This is a genomic window from Streptomyces paradoxus (assembly GCF_014202475.1).
Classification (GTDB): Bacteria; Actinomycetota; Actinomycetes; order Streptomycetales; family Streptomycetaceae; genus Streptomyces; species Streptomyces paradoxus.
Map to the genome: position 1 here is coordinate 63097 of NZ_JACHGV010000017.1, position 14622 is coordinate 77718.

Annotated in this window: 13 protein-coding genes and 1 pseudogene; 8 read left to right on the top strand and 6 right to left on the bottom strand. The window is 73.0% G+C overall.

Translation table 11 applies throughout. The features are described 5' to 3' along the window. Nucleotides 1-68 precede the first annotated feature (68 nt). From HNR57_RS35865 to HNR57_RS35880, 4 genes are all read left to right on the top strand, one after another. The gene (locus tag HNR57_RS35865) at nt 69-1037 is read left to right on the top strand and encodes an acetylxylan esterase (RefSeq protein ID WP_184566998.1); all 969 of its coding nucleotides are present in this window, start codon (nt 69-71) and stop codon (nt 1035-1037) included. A 112-nt stretch (nt 1038-1149) separates the two neighbouring features. Continuing rightward, entirely contained in the window at nt 1150-2316 is a 1167-nt protein-coding gene (locus HNR57_RS35870) for a serine hydrolase domain-containing protein (protein ID WP_184567000.1), read from the top strand. A 130-nt stretch (nt 2317-2446) separates the two neighbouring features. After that, entirely contained in the window at nt 2447-3256 is an 810-nt protein-coding gene (locus tag HNR57_RS35875; RefSeq protein ID WP_246555328.1) for a GntR family transcriptional regulator, read from the top strand. Between the two features lie 68 nt (nt 3257-3324). After that, complete coding sequence (locus HNR57_RS35880) at nt 3325-4146, top strand: alpha/beta fold hydrolase (RefSeq protein ID WP_184567002.1); 822 nt, start codon at nt 3325-3327, stop codon at nt 4144-4146. 7 nt (nt 4147-4153) lie between these two features. Here the strand turns inward: HNR57_RS35880 and HNR57_RS35885 are convergent, their stop codons facing one another. Further along, nucleotides 4154-4897: a class I SAM-dependent methyltransferase gene (locus HNR57_RS35885; RefSeq protein WP_184567004.1), complete on the bottom strand. Its 744-nt coding sequence runs from the start codon at nt 4895-4897 to the stop codon at nt 4154-4156. A gap of 4 nt (nt 4898-4901) precedes the next feature. After that, entirely contained in the window at nt 4902-5465 is a 564-nt protein-coding gene (locus tag HNR57_RS35890) for a PadR family transcriptional regulator (RefSeq protein WP_184567006.1), read from the bottom strand. Nucleotides 5466-5534: 69 nt separating this feature from the next. Between HNR57_RS35890 and HNR57_RS35895 the strand changes: the two genes are divergently transcribed. The 4 genes and pseudogenes from HNR57_RS35895 to HNR57_RS35910 form a co-directional block, all read left to right on the top strand. Beyond that, complete coding sequence (locus HNR57_RS35895; protein ID WP_184567008.1) at nt 5535-5933, top strand: nuclear transport factor 2 family protein; 399 nt, start codon at nt 5535-5537, stop codon at nt 5931-5933. A 70-nt stretch (nt 5934-6003) separates the two neighbouring features. Beyond that, on the top strand, nt 6004-6831 hold the full coding sequence (locus tag HNR57_RS35900) for a class I SAM-dependent methyltransferase (RefSeq protein WP_184567010.1): 828 nt from the start codon (nt 6004-6006) through the stop codon (nt 6829-6831). Between the two features lie 247 nt (nt 6832-7078). Beyond that, complete coding sequence (gene rho / locus HNR57_RS35905; protein WP_184567012.1) at nt 7079-8221, top strand: transcription termination factor Rho; 1143 nt, start codon at nt 7079-7081, stop codon at nt 8219-8221. 88 nt (nt 8222-8309) lie between these two features. Further along, nucleotides 8310-9146: pseudogene (locus HNR57_RS35910) on the top strand (D-alanyl-D-alanine carboxypeptidase family protein); the annotation flags it as partial. 59 nt (nt 9147-9205) lie between these two features. Here HNR57_RS35910 and HNR57_RS40725 read toward each other — a convergent pair. The 4 genes from HNR57_RS40725 to aspA all read right to left on the bottom strand — a co-directional run bounded on the left by HNR57_RS40725 (nt 9206) and on the right by aspA (nt 14511). Next, entirely contained in the window at nt 9206-10585 is a 1380-nt protein-coding gene (locus HNR57_RS40725; RefSeq protein ID WP_313675732.1) for a glycosyltransferase 87 family protein, read from the bottom strand. Beyond that, a complete protein-coding gene (gene mptB, locus HNR57_RS35915) occupies nt 10582-11976 on the bottom strand; it encodes a polyprenol phosphomannose-dependent alpha 1,6 mannosyltransferase MptB (RefSeq protein ID WP_184567016.1) in 1395 nt (464 codons plus the stop codon). Before mptB ends, HNR57_RS40725 begins: the two co-directional genes overlap by 4 nt. A gap of 158 nt (nt 11977-12134) precedes the next feature. After that, a complete protein-coding gene (locus HNR57_RS35920; protein WP_184567018.1) occupies nt 12135-13067 on the bottom strand; it encodes a glutaminase in 933 nt (310 codons plus the stop codon). Between the two features lie 34 nt (nt 13068-13101). After that, the gene (gene aspA / locus HNR57_RS35925; protein WP_184567020.1) at nt 13102-14511 is read right to left on the bottom strand and encodes an aspartate ammonia-lyase; all 1410 of its coding nucleotides are present in this window, start codon (nt 14509-14511) and stop codon (nt 13102-13104) included. Between the last annotated feature and the right edge of the window lie 111 nt (nt 14512-14622).

Below are 14622 nucleotides of genomic sequence, written 5' to 3' on the forward strand. Positions count from 1 at the left end.
CCGACCGCCCCCGTAGTGTGATCATCCGCACTGCCCTCGTAGCTGTTCCTCACCCAAGGCGGTCCTGCATGGCCCTGTTCGACCTTCCGCTCGACGAACTCCGCGAGTACCGCAGCGCGGCCAACGAACCCGAGGACTTCGACGCGTTCTGGTCCAAAACCCTCCAGGAGGCGCGCGGGCACGATCTGGATGCCCGCTTCGAACCGGTCGATACGGGCCTGTCCACCGTGCAGGTGCTCGACGTGACGTTCGCCGGTTTCGGCGGTCATCCGGTCAAGGGCTGGCTGACGCTCCCGGCGGGGGCGGACGGCCCGCTGCCGCTGGTCGTGGAGTTCATCGGCTACGGCGGCGGGCGCGGGCTGCCCCACGAGCACCTGCTGTGGGCGTCCTCGGGCCGGGCGCACTTCGTGATGGACACCCGCGGGCAGGGCAGCGCGTGGGGCGGGGGCGGCGGCACGGCGGACCCGGTGGGCGGTGCGCCCGCCTACCCCGGTTTCATGACGCGCGGCATGGACGCCCCGGAGAACTACTACTACCGCCGGGTCTACACGGACGCCGTGCGCGCCGTGGAGGCGGCCCGCTCGCACCCCCTCACCGACCCGGCGCGCACGGTGGCCGTCGGTTCCAGCCAGGGCGGCGGCATCACGATCGCGGTCGGCGGCCTGGTCCCGGACCTGGCGGGCATCGCGCCGGACGTGCCGTTCCTGTGCGATTTCCCGCGCGCGGCGACGATCACGGACCGGCACCCGTACCGGGAGATCGGCCTCTACCTCAAGACGCACCGCGGCCGCACCGAGGACGCCCTGCGCACGCTGTCCTACTTCGACGGCGTCCACTTCGCCGCCCGCGGCCGCGCACCGGCGCTCTTCTCCGCCGCCCTGGAGGACCAGACCTGCCCGCCTTCGACCGTCTTCGCCGCGTTCAACGCCTGGAACCACGAGGACAAGGCCATCGAGGTCTACGACTTCAACGACCACGAGGGCGGCGGCCCCTTCCAGCAGGCGGCCAAGCTGCGCTGGATGCGCTCGTACATCTGATCCGGCCGTTCATTCCCGGCGGACTTCCACCCGGTCCGACCAGTCGGTACGTTCATCGCGCCCGGGCCGCGACGCGGCGGCACGGGCCGGAGACGGTCGGCGGAGGGGGCTCATGTCCGGGAACGGCATACAGGTGCACGGTCGCTGCGACGCGCGGTTCACGGCGGTACGCACGGCGTTCGAGGAGAACTTCCGGGAGCGGGACGAACTGGGCGCCGCAGTGGCCGTCACCGTCGGCGGCGAGACCGTGGTCGATCTGTGGGGCGGCTGGGCGGACGCGGCCCGCTCCCGCCCGTGGGAGCGGGACACCCTGGTCAACGTGTGGTCCACGACCAAGGGGCCGGTGGCGCTGTGCGCGCACATCCTCGCCGACCGGGGGCTGCTGGACCTGGACGCGCCGGTGGCCGCGTACTGGCCCGAGTTCGCGGCGGCGGGCAAGGAGAAGGTCCTCGTCCGGCACCTGCTGTCCCACCGCGCCGGCCTGGCCGGCCTGCGCGAGCCGCACACGCTGGAGCAGCTCTACGACTGGGAGCTGACCACACAGCGGCTCGCGGCGGCCGAACCCTGGTGGGAGCCGGGCACCCGGTCCGGCTATCACGCGCTGACCTACGGCCACCTGGTCGGCGAGGTCGTACGGCGGGTGTCGGGGCTGCGGCCGGGGGCCTTCCTGGAGCGGGAGGTGACGGGGCCGCTCGGCATCGACTTCCGCATCGGCCTGCCGGAGCGGGACTCCGTCCGGGCGGCCGAGCTGGTCCAGCCGACGGTCGCGGCGAGCAGTGAACAGGCGGCGGTCTTCGCCCAGTTGGCGCCCGCGGCCATCGCGGCGCTGACCAACCCGGCGGTGTCCGCCGCCGCGGCCGGCACGCCCGACTGGCGGGCCGCGGAGATCCCGGCGGCGAACGGGCACGGCACCGCGCGGGCCGTCGCCGGGCTCTACGGCGTCTTCGCGGGGCGCGGCTCGTACGGAGGCCGTCGCATCCTGTCCCCGGAGGCGGCCGAGCGGGTGCGCGAGGGGCAGGGCAGCTGCCGGGACCTGGTGCTCGGCGCCGGCTTCGAGCACGAGACGGAGGTGGGGCTCGGGCTCTGGCTCAGCGGCCCCGACGGCTCGTACGGACCCAACCCGCGCGCTTTCGGACACGACGGCTTCGGCGGTTCCTGCGGACTCACCGACCCGGAGGCGGGGGTTTCCCTGGGCTATGTGATGAACCGGATGGGGCCTCGTATCGCCAACGACCCGCGGAAGACGGCCCTGGTCGACGCCCTGTACAGCGCGCTGTGAAGGCGGGCCCGGGCGGGCCGGTTTCGGCCGAACCGCCCGGCCACCCTTCCCAGCTGGTTTAGACCAATGCTAGATGTGGTGGCGCACCGAGCCCGTACGGCTACCGAACGTCACCGACAGGAGGGGCGGCATGGCCCGCACCACCCCGCACGACCCCCCAGCGGACGAGGGGGAGCCCCTGTACCGGCGGATCGCGACGGAGCTGCTCGGCGAACTGCGCGACGGCACCGTCCCGCCCGGAGAACGACTGCCCGGGGAAAGGCGGCTGGCCGGTCACTTCGGGGTCAGCCGGGAGACCGTGCGGCAGGCGCTGGAGCTGCTGCGCCGCGACGGCCTCGTCGCCACCGACCGGCGCGGCAGCCACGCCACCCTGCCCGGCCTGCCGGTCGAGACCCCGGCGTCGCTCACCTTCCCGGTCGGGGCCCGCACGGCGGCCCCGGGCGGCGTCGCCCGCGCCACGGTCACCTGGGAGGCGCCCCCGGCGGACCACGCCGAGGCCCTGGAACTGGCCCCCGGCCGCCCGACCCTGGTCCACCGCTACCGGTACGCGACCGCCGACGGACAGGGCCTGCGGACCGCCGTCACCTCGTTCTCCGCCGTGGCGCTCGCGGAGGTGGAGGAGCTGGCCCGCTACCGCGACCGCGCCGACGGCACCGCCGCCGCGCAGCTGCGGCGGGCCTACGACTGGATGCGCCGGGCCGGTCTGACCCTGCACCACCGCGATGCCATCACCCCTCTGGCGAGCACCCCGTCGGTGCGGGTCACCCGGCGGGTGCACGACCAGTACGCGCGCCCGCTGGAGATCACCGATCTCGTGGTGGACGCCCAGCGGGACGCTCTGGTCTACGAGTTCACGCTTCCGGGCCGGGCGGCGCAGGCCGCGACGGACGGACGCCGGTCACCCGTTCGGCGGATTGCCGGCGCCGGTTCCCTGACATGACGGAGATCATCGGAACACGGCACGGCTTCCCCGCACCGCTCCCCCAGGCGACTCCCGAGAGGACCCCCATGGCCACGTTCACGACCTCCGACGGAACCGAGCTCTACTACAAGGACTGGGGCGAGGGGCAGCCGGTGGTGTTCAGCCACGGCTGGCCCCTCAACGCGGACGCGTGGGACGGACAGGCCCGGCTGGTCGCCGAGCACGGCTTCCGGGCGATCGCGCACGACCGCCGCGGGCACGGCCGCTCCGGACAGCCGTGGCAGGGCAACCACATGGACCGGTACGCCGACGACCTGGCCGAGCTGATCGAGGCGCTGGACCTCGGCGACGCGGTCCTGGTGGGCCACTCGACCGGCGGCGGCGAGGTGGCCCGCTACATCGGGCGGCACGGGACCGCGCGGGTCGCCAAGGCGGTGCTGCTGGGTGCGGTGCCGCCGCTGATGCTGCGCACGGAGGCCAATCCGGAGGGCACGCCGAAGGACGCCTTCGACGGGATCCGGGCCGGTGTCGCGGCGGACCGCGCGCGGTTCTACTGGGAGCTGAGCGAGAGCTTCTACGGCTTCAACCGGCCCGGCGCAGCCGTGTCGGAGGGCGTGCGGCGGGCGTTCTGGACGTGGAGCATGCAGGCCGGCCTGAAGGGCGCCTACGACTGCGTCGCGCAGTTCTCGGAAACCGACTTCACCGAGGACCTGCGGCGCATCGACGTGCCGACGCTCGTCGCGCACGGGGACGACGACCAGATCGTGCCGATCGCCGCCTCGGCCCACCGGACCTCCCAGCTCGTCAAGGACGCGACGCTGAAGGTGTACCCGGGTGCGCCGCACGGCCTGGTCGGCGACTTCGAGAAGGCGTTCAACGACGATCTGCTGAACTTCCTGCGCGGCTGACGAAGGCCTACCGCGGACGCCGGGGCCGGTCCGGCAGCCGGGCCATGACGAGCCGCACCCGGGGGCTGCCGTCCGGCCGGCGTCCGAACTCCGGGAGCGCCTGGAGCTCCACCCGGAAACCGGCCCCGGTGAGTTCACGCCGCACGTCCCCGAGGCGGAACGCGCGGTAGTACATGACGAACGGAGGCCGCCAGAGGGCGTTGCGCACCCGCATCACGGTGTCGAAGCCGAGCAGCATCCAGTAGCCGGGCGAGCCCGGGCGGGGCGGCGCCACCACCGGGAACGCGAAGCACCCGCCCGGCCGCAGGACGGACCGGACCTGCGCGAACAGCCCGGGCAGTTCGCGGGGCAGGAAGTGCCCGAAGGCCCCGAAGCTCACCACCAGGTCGAAGGCGGGTGCGAAGGGCAGGGCGCGGGCGTCGGCGCGGACCCAGGAGACCGGCGGGCCCGTCGGCGTGACCTGCTGCCGTGCGACGTCGAGCATGCCCGCGCTGAAGTCGACGCCGGTGACCCGCTCCCGGCACACCCCGGCCAGCACCCCCACGCCCGCTCCGGTGCCGCAGCACAGGTCGAGTCCGGCGCCGTAGGGCCCGGTCCGCCGCAGCGCCGAGCCGACGGCGTCGAGGACCGCGTCGGGTGTCCGGAACGGCGTGCGGTCGAACTTCGGCGCGAGGAGGTCGTAGCCGCGCTCGACGGACGACAGCGCCTGGACGGCGAGCTCGCGCAGGCTGGGGCCTTCGGGGCTGAACATCGGCTCAGCCTAGGGGAGCCCGCTGCTTCAGAACGGCCAGTACGCGCTCGCACCAGCGGAGGTTCTCCTCCTCGAAGCCGATGCCTCCCATCAGGGTGAGGTACGGGCCGACACGGTCGGCCTCCCGGAGGTACTCCTCCTCGCTGCGGCCGTCCAGGAGGCGCTCGCGCACGCGCCGGTAGCGGGCGAGCTTGCCGCGGGCCCACGCCGCGCGCTCCTCGACCAGCGCGCGGGTCGCCCCGGGATCCGCGCCGTCCATCGCCTGGATCTTGATGAGGAGTTCGTCGCGGATGGCGGTCGGTCGCCGGGTGGGTGCGGCGGCGAAGGTGCTCAGGTCCTCACGCCCGGCCTCGGTCAGCGTGAACATGCGCTTGTCGGGCCGCCGTTCCTGGCGCACCACCCTGGCCTCGATCAGTCCGTCCTGCGCGAGGCGCTCCAGTTCCCGGTAGAGCTGCTGCGGGGTCGAGGCCCAGAAGTTGGCCAGCGACACGTCGAACACCTTGGACAGCTCGTACCCCGAGGCCTCGCCCTCCAGAAGCGCGGCGAGCACGGCGTACTTGAGAGACATGTGGACACCGTATCAACGGTTGACTAGTCTACTCCGCACCTACTCAATAAATTGACTAAGGCGGGTTCGATGCGTGCATTCCGTGAGGCGGTCGAGAAGCTCGACCTCGACGCCGCCGAGGCGCTGCTGGCGCCGGACGTCGTCTTCACCAGCCCGGTCGTGTTCAAGCCGTACGCCGGGAAGGCGATCACGGCCGCGATCCTGCGTGCCGTCTCCGAGGTCTTCAAGGACTTCCGCTACGTCCGCGAGATCAACGATGTGAACGGCCGCGACCACGCCCTGGTCTTCACCGCGCGGGTGGGTGACCGGGAGATCAACGGCTGCGACTTCATCCACCTGGACGAGGACGGGCTCATCGACGAATTCACGGTGATGGTGCGCCCGTTGTCGGGGGCCCAGGCTCTCGCCGCGGCCATGGGCGAGCAGTTCGAGCGGATCGCCGAGGAGGCGCGCACCCGTTCGGCCTGATCGACACGTCCCCTGATCGGTTTCCCGCGTTCTCCCGGCACCCGCGGCCGCTTCACGGTTGGATGTCCCCATGACGTCCGCCGAGCACGACCGGCTGATGCGGGCCAACCAGGCGAACTGGGACGCCCGCACGCCCGTCCATCTCGCCAGCCGCTTCTACGGTCTCGACCAGAACCTCGACCCCGAGCGCTGGTTCGCCCCGTTCGAGTGGGAGGACCTCGGCGAGCTGGCCGGGCGGGACGTGCTGCACCTCCAGTGCCATCTCGGCACGGAGACGATCGCCTTCGCGCGGCGCGGCGCCCGGGCCGTCGGTCTCGACTTCTCCGAGGCGTCCGTGGCCGCCGCCCGGGACATCGCCGCGACGTCCGGCGCCGACGTGACCTACGTGCGGGCGAACGTGTACGACGCCGTCGAGGCCCTGGACGGGCGGCTGTTCGACGTGGTGTACACCGGCAAGGGCGCCCTGTGCTACCTCCCCGACCTGGACCGGTGGGCGCAGACCGTTCACCGACTCCTGCGTCCCGGCGGCCGGTTGTACGTCGTCGAGTTCCATCCCCTGCTCAACTCGCTCGGGCCGAAGCCCGCTCCGGGCGAGGGACCCGAGCTGCTGCTGCGCCACGACTATCTGGGCGGCGCCGGCCCGGTGCACCGCGACGGGACCCACACCTACACCGACGGCCCGGCCGTCGAGGGCGCCACGGACAGCTACGAGTGGATGCACGGAATGGGTGAGGTCGTCACCGCGTTGACGGACGCGGGACTCGCCGTGCGGCGGCTCCGGGAAGGGGACGAACTTCCCTGGCCGCGCTGGCCGCGGATGGTCCGCTCGGAGTCCGGCTGGTGGCGGCTGCCCGAGCCGCGGATCCCCTTGCTGTACGGGCTGCTGGCCGCCCGCTGAGGTAGCCCTCCCCGCCCACCTCCTTCGGTGGTACAGTGCGAAGAGCACTCGTGCACGCCCCTCTTTGCGGGCGCCGGTGCCAGTTCTTCTCTCTCTTCACTCCTTCCAGCGCCACGACGTTCTCCGTCGTATCCGAGGTGCTGTCTCTCCGCCGCCCGGAAGCGTGCCCCAGGCCCTCCTCTCGCGGCCCTCTCCCCCTCCCCTCGCACGACCCACGCCTGCCGTCCGTGAAAGGACACACATCACCATGACCACCACACTCGAAAACCCGCCCGCGCAGCAGCAGTCCCCGGACCGGAGCGTGTCCGGTGTCCTCGACGTCGACGCGAGCGGAAAGGGGCACCTGCGCGGCGAGAACTGCCTGCCCACGCCCGCCGACGCCGCCGTCTCCCCCGCGCTGATCCACCGGTACGGCCTGCGCAAGGGCGATCTCGTCGAGGGCGTACTCGGCGACCGGCGCGGCCTCACCGACGTCGTACGGGTCGACGGCCGCACGGCCGGAACCCCGCGCGCCCGGCGCGTCTTCCGGGATCTGACGCCGCTGCATCCGCACGAGCGGCTGCGGCTGGAGCACCCGGCCGCCGGGCTGGCCGGACGCGTCGTCGACCTGATCGCGCCGGTCGGCAAGGGCCAGCGCGGGCTCATCGTGGCCCCGCCCAAGACCGGCAAGACCGTCCTCCTCCAGCAGCTCGCGGCCGCCGTCACCGGCAACCATCCCGAGTGCCGGCTGATGATGCTGCTGCTCGACGAGCGGCCCGAGGAGGTCACCGACATGCGGCGCTGCGTGCGGGGCGAGGTGTACGCCTCGACGTTCGACCGCAGCGCCAAGCAGCACACCGCGCTCGCCGACCTCGTGATCGAGCGCGCCAAGCGGCGTGTCGAGGCCGGCGAGGACGTCGTCGTCCTCCTCGACTCGCTGACCCGGCTGTGCCGGGCGCACAACAACGCGGCCGCCAACGGCGGCCGCATCCTCACCGGGGGCGTCGACGCCTCCGCGCTGACCGGCCCGAAGCGGTTCTTCGGGGCCGCCCGGTCGGCCGAGGAGGGCGGCTCCCTCACGATCCTCGCGACCGCTCTGGTGGAGACCGGCTCCCGGGCCGACGACTTCTACTTCGAGGAGCTGAAGAGCACCGGCAACATGGAGCTGCGTCTGAGCCGGGACCCGGCGTCCCGCCGGGTGTTCCCGGCCGTCGACATCATCCCCTCGGGCACCCGCCGCGAGGAACTCCTGCTGCCCCCGGCCGAATTGGCGGCCGTCCACGGTCTGCGGCGCGTGCTGCAGGGCCGGGACGGGCAGGGCGCTCTGGAGACCCTCCTGGAGCGGATGCGCGAGACACCGGACAACGCGACGTTCCTGCGGCGCATCCAGCCGACCCTGCCCTCGCACTGACGCCGGGAGCTCATCCATTCGGGTGCCGGCGCGCGGTGTGCGGCCCCGTCGTCGCCGTGCGGAGCAGGTCCGTTTCTACGTTGATCGTATGATCATCGGATTCTCTTCCCGGGTGACCGTGTCGGCCGGTGCGCTCTGCCTCGCGGGGCTCCTGGCGCTGACGCCCGCCGCGACGGCCGACCCCGGCGGGGCGGAGCCCACCCCACCGGGCGGACCGAGGGCCGCGGCACCGCACCCCTCCCTGCTGTACCGTCCCGGCACCCAGGTCCGCCTGCGCGCCGGGGCGCCCCGTGTCCCGGAGGTCTCCGCGCTGTCCTGGGTGGTGGCCGACGCCCGCACCGGAGAGGTGCTCGCCGCGCACAACGCGCACCGCAGGCTGCCCCCGGCCAGCACCCTGAAGACCCTGTTCGCCCTCACCGTGCTGCCCGGACTGCCGGCGGGCATCCGGCACACGGTCCGCGCACGGGAGCTGAAGGGCATCGGGGCCGGCAGCAGCCTGGTCGGGGTGGCAGAGGGCCATACGTACCGGATCGCCGACCTGTGGCGCGGCGTCTTCCTCAACTCGGGCAACGACGCCGTGCACGTCCTGGCCGAGCTCAACGGCGGCTGGAGCCTCACGGTCCAGCGGATGCAGGCCAAGGCCCGGTCCCTCGGCGCCCGTGACACCCGCGTCGTCTCGCCCGACGGCTATGACGCACCGGGCCAGGTGTCGTCGGCGTACGACCTGACGGTGTTCGGCCGGGTGGGGCTGCGCAACCCCGACTTCGCCCGGTACTGCGCCACGGTCGAGGCCAAGTTCCCCGGTGGCGGCAACTGGTCGTACCCGATCCTCAACACCAACCGGCTGCTCAGCGGCGCTAAGGGTGTGAAGCCGTACCGGGGCCTGATCGGGATCAAGAACGGCTACACCAGCAAGGCCGGCAGCACGCTCGTCGCGGCGGCGCGGCGGGACGGGCGCACCCTGGTCGTGACGGTGATGAACCCTCAGGAGGGCGACGGGTCCGCCGTGTACGAGGAGGCGCGCTCGCTCCTCGACTGGGGCTTCGAGTCGGCCGGGAGGGTCGAGGCGGTGGGCTCGCTCGGCGCGCCGGCCGCGCGGCCGGCGGTGACCACGCCGCCCGCGGTCGCGGCGGCGGTGCCGCAGGAGCAGGGGTCCGTCTGGACGGAGGCGGGGCTGATCGCCGGTGCCGCCGGTACGGGCGCGGCGGTCGTGGTGCTGGTGCTGCGGCTTCCGGTCCGCAGGCCCGGCCGGAGCTGACCCGCCGGCAGCCACAGCAGCAGGCCCAGGGTGATCCAGGTGTAGGTGTTGCCGCCCAGGAACCCGTCGACGCCGGACGCGTCGTCGAACCACAGCCACACCACGCTGGTGCACAGCACCGCGTACAGGGCGCCCGCCACCCGGGGGCGCCCCGCTCGGACCAGCACGGCGAAGGACGGCAGCAGCCAGACGAGATGGTGCACCCAGGTGATCGGGCTGACGAGACAGGCGGCGAGTCCGGTCAGGGCGAACGCCGCCGGCCAGTCGCCCGCGGCGGCCGCCCGGCGCGTCCGCAGCGCCCACACACCGAGGATCAGCAGGACCGCCACCGCCCACACCGCACGGTCCGGTTCACCGAGCCGCGCCAGGACGCCCTGCACCGACTGGTTCGAGACGTAACCGAGGCGCCCCACGCGGTCGGTGTCCCACAGCGCCTCGGTCCAGTAGAAGCGCGAGGCGTCCGGGTCCACCCCGGCCGCGAAGGCGGTGGCCCCGAGCGCGACGGCGGTGGCGACCGCCGCCGCGCGCCGGCGTCCGGCCACCAGCAGCAGAGCGATGAACAGCGCGGGCGTGAGCTTGACCGCGGCCGCGAGGCCGATGCCGACGCCCGCCAGGCGTCCGCGTCCGGTGGCGAGCAGCGTCGCGTCGGCGAGCACGAGCGCCAGCAGCAGGAGGTTGACCTGCCCGAAGCTGAAGGTGTCGCGGAGTGGTTCGAACAGGGCGAGCAGACAGGCGGTCAGGGCCCAGCCGTACCAGCCGTGGCGCCGCCAGTCCGGTCCGGCGAGCAGGCGCAGGACCACGGCCAGGGCGGCCAGGTTGAGCAGCAGGGCGGCGGCGATCGCGGCGTGCAGACCCAGCAGGGCCATGGGCAGCATGGCGACCGCGGCGAACGGCGGGTAGGTGAAGCCGTACGGCGTGCCCGGCACCCGGTAGTCGTAGACGCGGCCGCCGTGGTGGACCCAGGAGTCGATGCTGCCGTAGTAGACGCGCAGGTCGAACCAGTCGCGCAGCAGCGGCACGGTCGCGGTGAAGAGCGTCACCAGCGTGGCGAGGGCGAGCACCAGCAGCAGCCGGCCCCGGTCGGTGCGCGGCGGGGCCGGGGTCATGCCGTCCGTCCCGGCGCCGGGGCGAGTTCGGCCTGGCGGGCCTGCCACAGCACGACGACCGCGAGGGCCCCGCCGGAGACGGCCAGCACGAGTTGTCCCGTGTCCGCCGGGCCGCCGCTGGGCAGGACGCACAGCGCGAGCACGCCGGTCACCGCCGCCGTGCGGTGGCGTACGGACGTACTGGGTGCGGCGGCGGCGATGAGGAACAGGCCCCACAGGGCGTACCAGGGGCGGATCGCCGGGCCGAGCGCGGCCACCGCCGCCAGGGACAGGCCGAGCGCGTACACGGGCCGGGGGCGCAGCCGCAGCCAGATCAGCACGATCGCGGTCCCCGCGGCCAGGATGCCCAGGGCGTGCCAGGCGGGTACCGCCAGCGGCGCGAGGCTACTGCCCAGGTGTTCCAGCAGGGCCCGGGTGGCGCGCCCGAGGAGGGTGGTCAGGGCCCAGTTCTGGGGTGAGGCGGGGGTGTTCAGGGCGCCGATCCAGCCGTATCCGGTGCCGGCCACGGCCGTCGCGGCGACGGTGGTCCCGGCGGCTGCGACGGCGGTCGGCACCAGCGCCTTCACCGGGCTGCGGCCGGCACGGACCTGGAGGACGACGACGGCGGCGAGACCGAGCACGGCGGGCGCCTTGACCAGGGCGGCGAGGGTGACGAGGACCGCGCCGAGGACCGGCCACCGGCCGAGTGCCGCCACCAGGCCGATGCCCAGCAGGCCGAGCATGACGGCGTCGTTGTGGGCGCCCGCGACGAGGTGCAGCAGGACCAGCGGGTTGAGGGCGCCGAGCCACAGCGCGGCGGACGGGTCGGCGCCGCTGTGGCGGGCGAGGCGGGGCAGCGCGGCCGCCATCAGGGCCACGCCGGCGAGGGCGACGAGCCGCATCCCGAACAGTCCGGCGGGCAGTTCACCGCGGGTCAGGCCCGACAGGGCCGCCGCCACGGCGAGGAACACCGGGCCGTACGGGGCGCCGGTGTGCCGCCAGAGCGGGGCGACCTCGTCGGCGAGCGGGCCGCCCAGCCGGGACGGCCCGTGCGCGTACACGTCCATGTGCGCCTCGACCATCGCTCCCTGGGCGAGGTAGCTGTAGACGTCGCGGCTGAACAGCGGCGGGGCGATCAGCAGCGGGGCCGCCCAGACGGCGAGGACGAGCAGCAGGTCGCGGGGAGCGGGTGGTCTCGGCCTGCGGACCAGCCGGCCGAGCAGCGCCCAGGCCGCGATCAGCAGGACGACGCCGAAGTACACGCCGACCAGGCCGAGGGCCGCGCGGGCGGAGGCCGGGTGGAGGAGGTCCCCCACAGGCAGGGCACCGGCCGTCTCACCGCCCAGGGCGAGGCAGGCGGTACCGGCCAGACCGAGTATCTGGCAGCGGCGGAGATCGACGGGGAAAGCCATGGCCAACACTCGGGCAGTGTGTCAACGGCGCATGTCCGGCAGGGGACGCTTCCCTCTCCATTGGGCGGCCCGCTTGTGACCGGCCGGTGATCACCGGCCGGGGCGTTGCCGGCGCGGCTGCGGTCCTGCCGCGACGGCGACCCGGACGAGACCGTTGGTCAGAAGACCGACAGGCCGGTCAGGGTCGTGAAGCGGTCGAGGGCCGCCACGCCCGCCACCGAGTTGCCCCGCTCGTCGAGGCCCGGGCTCCACACGCACAGGGTGCAGCGGCCGGGCACGACCGCGATGATGCCGCCGCCGACTCCGCTCTTGCCGGGCAGGCCCACGCGGTACGCGAAGTCGCCCGCCGCGTCGTAGGTGCCGCAGGTCAGCATGATCGCGTTGATCTGCTTGGCCTGGCTGCGGGTGAGCAGGCGGGTGCCGTCGGCGCGGATGCCGTGCCGGGCGAGGAAGCTCGTGGCGAGCGCGAGGTCGGCGCAGGACACCGTGACGGAGCACTGGCGGAAGTACTGATCCAGGAGCGTCGGCACGGGGTTGTCGATATTGCCGTAGGACGCCATGAAGTGGCCGAGGGCGGCATTGCGGTCGCCGTGGGCGGACTCGGAGGCGGCGACCTCCTCGTCGAAGGTCAGGTCCGGGTTGCCGCTCTCCGTCCGCAGAAACGACAGCAGTTCGCCCGACGCGTCGCCGGTACGGGTGTGCAGCCGGTCGGTGACGACGAGGGCGCCCGCGTTGATGAACGGGTTGCGCGGGATGCCGTTCTCGTACTCCAGTTGGACGAGGGAGTTGAAGGGGTTGCCGGAGGGCTCGCGGCCCACGTGCTCCCACAGGGCGTCGCCCTCGCGGGCCAGGTCGAGGGCGAGCGTGAAGACCTTGGTGAGGGACTGCGCGGAGAACGGCTCCCGCCAGTCCCCCACGCCGTACACCGTGCCGTCGAGGTCGGCGACGGCCATGCCGAAACGGCGCGGGTCGCGGGCCGCGAGCGCCGGGATGTAGTCGGCGGGCCGGCCACGGCCGGGGGTCCGCTCGATCTCCTCCGCGATGCGCTCCAGGACCGGCTGGAAGGTCGTCGACGACGTCATGATCGCCATTCTCCTCCTGCCGGTCCGGGTGCGCTCTCGTAGGTCAGGCCGGGGTCCGGCCGCTGCCGGCCAGGACCTCGGGGCGCAGCAGGTCGGCGAGGGTCTCGGCGGGGAGCAGGCCTTTTTCCAGGACGAGTTCGGCGACGCCGCGGCCGGTGGTGAGGGCTTCCTTGGCGATGTCGGTGGCGGCCGTGTATCCGATGTGCGGGTTGAGGGCGGTGACCAGGCCGATGGAGTTCTCCACGCTCGCGCGCAGCGCCTCGGTGTTGGCGGTGATGCCGGACACGCAGCGCTCGGCCAGGGTCAGGCACGCCGCACGCAGATGCGTGATGGACTCCGACAGGGAGTGCAGGATGATCGGCTCGAAGGCGTTGAGCTGGAGCTGTCCGGCCTCGGCGGCCATGGTGATGGTGACGTCGTTGCCGATGACCTCGAAGGCGACCTGGTTGACCACCTCGGGTATCACCGGGTTGACCTTGCCGGGCATGATCGATGAACCGGCCTGCACCGGCGGCAGGTTGATCTCACCCAGGCCCGCGCGCGGGCCGGAGGACAGCAGCCGCAGGTCGTTGCAGCTCTTGGAGAGCTTGACCGCGATCCGTTTGAGCACACCCGACATCTGCACGAAGGCCCCGCAGTCCTGGGTCGCCTCGACCAGGTTGGCGGCGGTGACCAGCGGGAGTCCGGTGATGGCCGCGAGGTGACGGCGGGCCGACTCGGCGTATCCGGCGGGAGCGTTGAGGCCGGTGCCGATCGCGGTCGCACCCAAATTGATCTCATGGATCAGCTGGACGGCCTCGGCGAGACGGGACCGGTCCTCGTCCAGCATGACGGCATAGGCCGAGAACTCCTGGCCCAGCGTCATGGGCACCGCGTCCTGCAACTGGGTCCGGCCCATCTTGAGCACGTCGCGGAACTCGACTGCCTTGGCCGCGAACGTGTCCTGCAGCACCGCCATCGCGTCGAGCAGCCCGCGCACCGCGAACACCGTCGCGATCTTGACGGCGGTCGGGTAGACATCGTTGGTCGACTGACCGAGGTTGACGTCCTCGTTGGGGTGCAGGAAGCCGTACTCGCCCTTGGCGTGACCCAGCAGCTCCAACGCCCGGTTCGCCACGACCTCGTTGGCGTTCATGTTCGTCGAGGTACCGGCACCACCCTGGACGACGTCGACCACGAACTGCTCATGCAACTTGCCCGTGCGGATCTCCCGGCACGCGGCGACGATCGCTGCGGCCTTCGCCGGCTCCAGCAGGCCGAGCTCCTCGTTCGCGAGGGCGGCGGCCTCCTTGACCGCGGCAAGGGCCTCGATCAGATGCGGGTACGCGGAGATCGGCATACCCGTGATGGGGAAGTTCTCCGTGGCGCGCAACGTGTGCACACCCCAGTAGGCATCGGCGGGAACGTCACGGTCGCCGAGCAGATCGTGCTCGGAGCGGGTGGCGGCGGACATGAGGGTGAGCATCCTCTTTCTGAGGGAAGTGGTGGGTGCGCGCCCTTCAGGGGCGCGGGGAACTGCGCGATCAGCCACAGGGGCGCCGCAGCCGCCGGACGGGAGAACCCG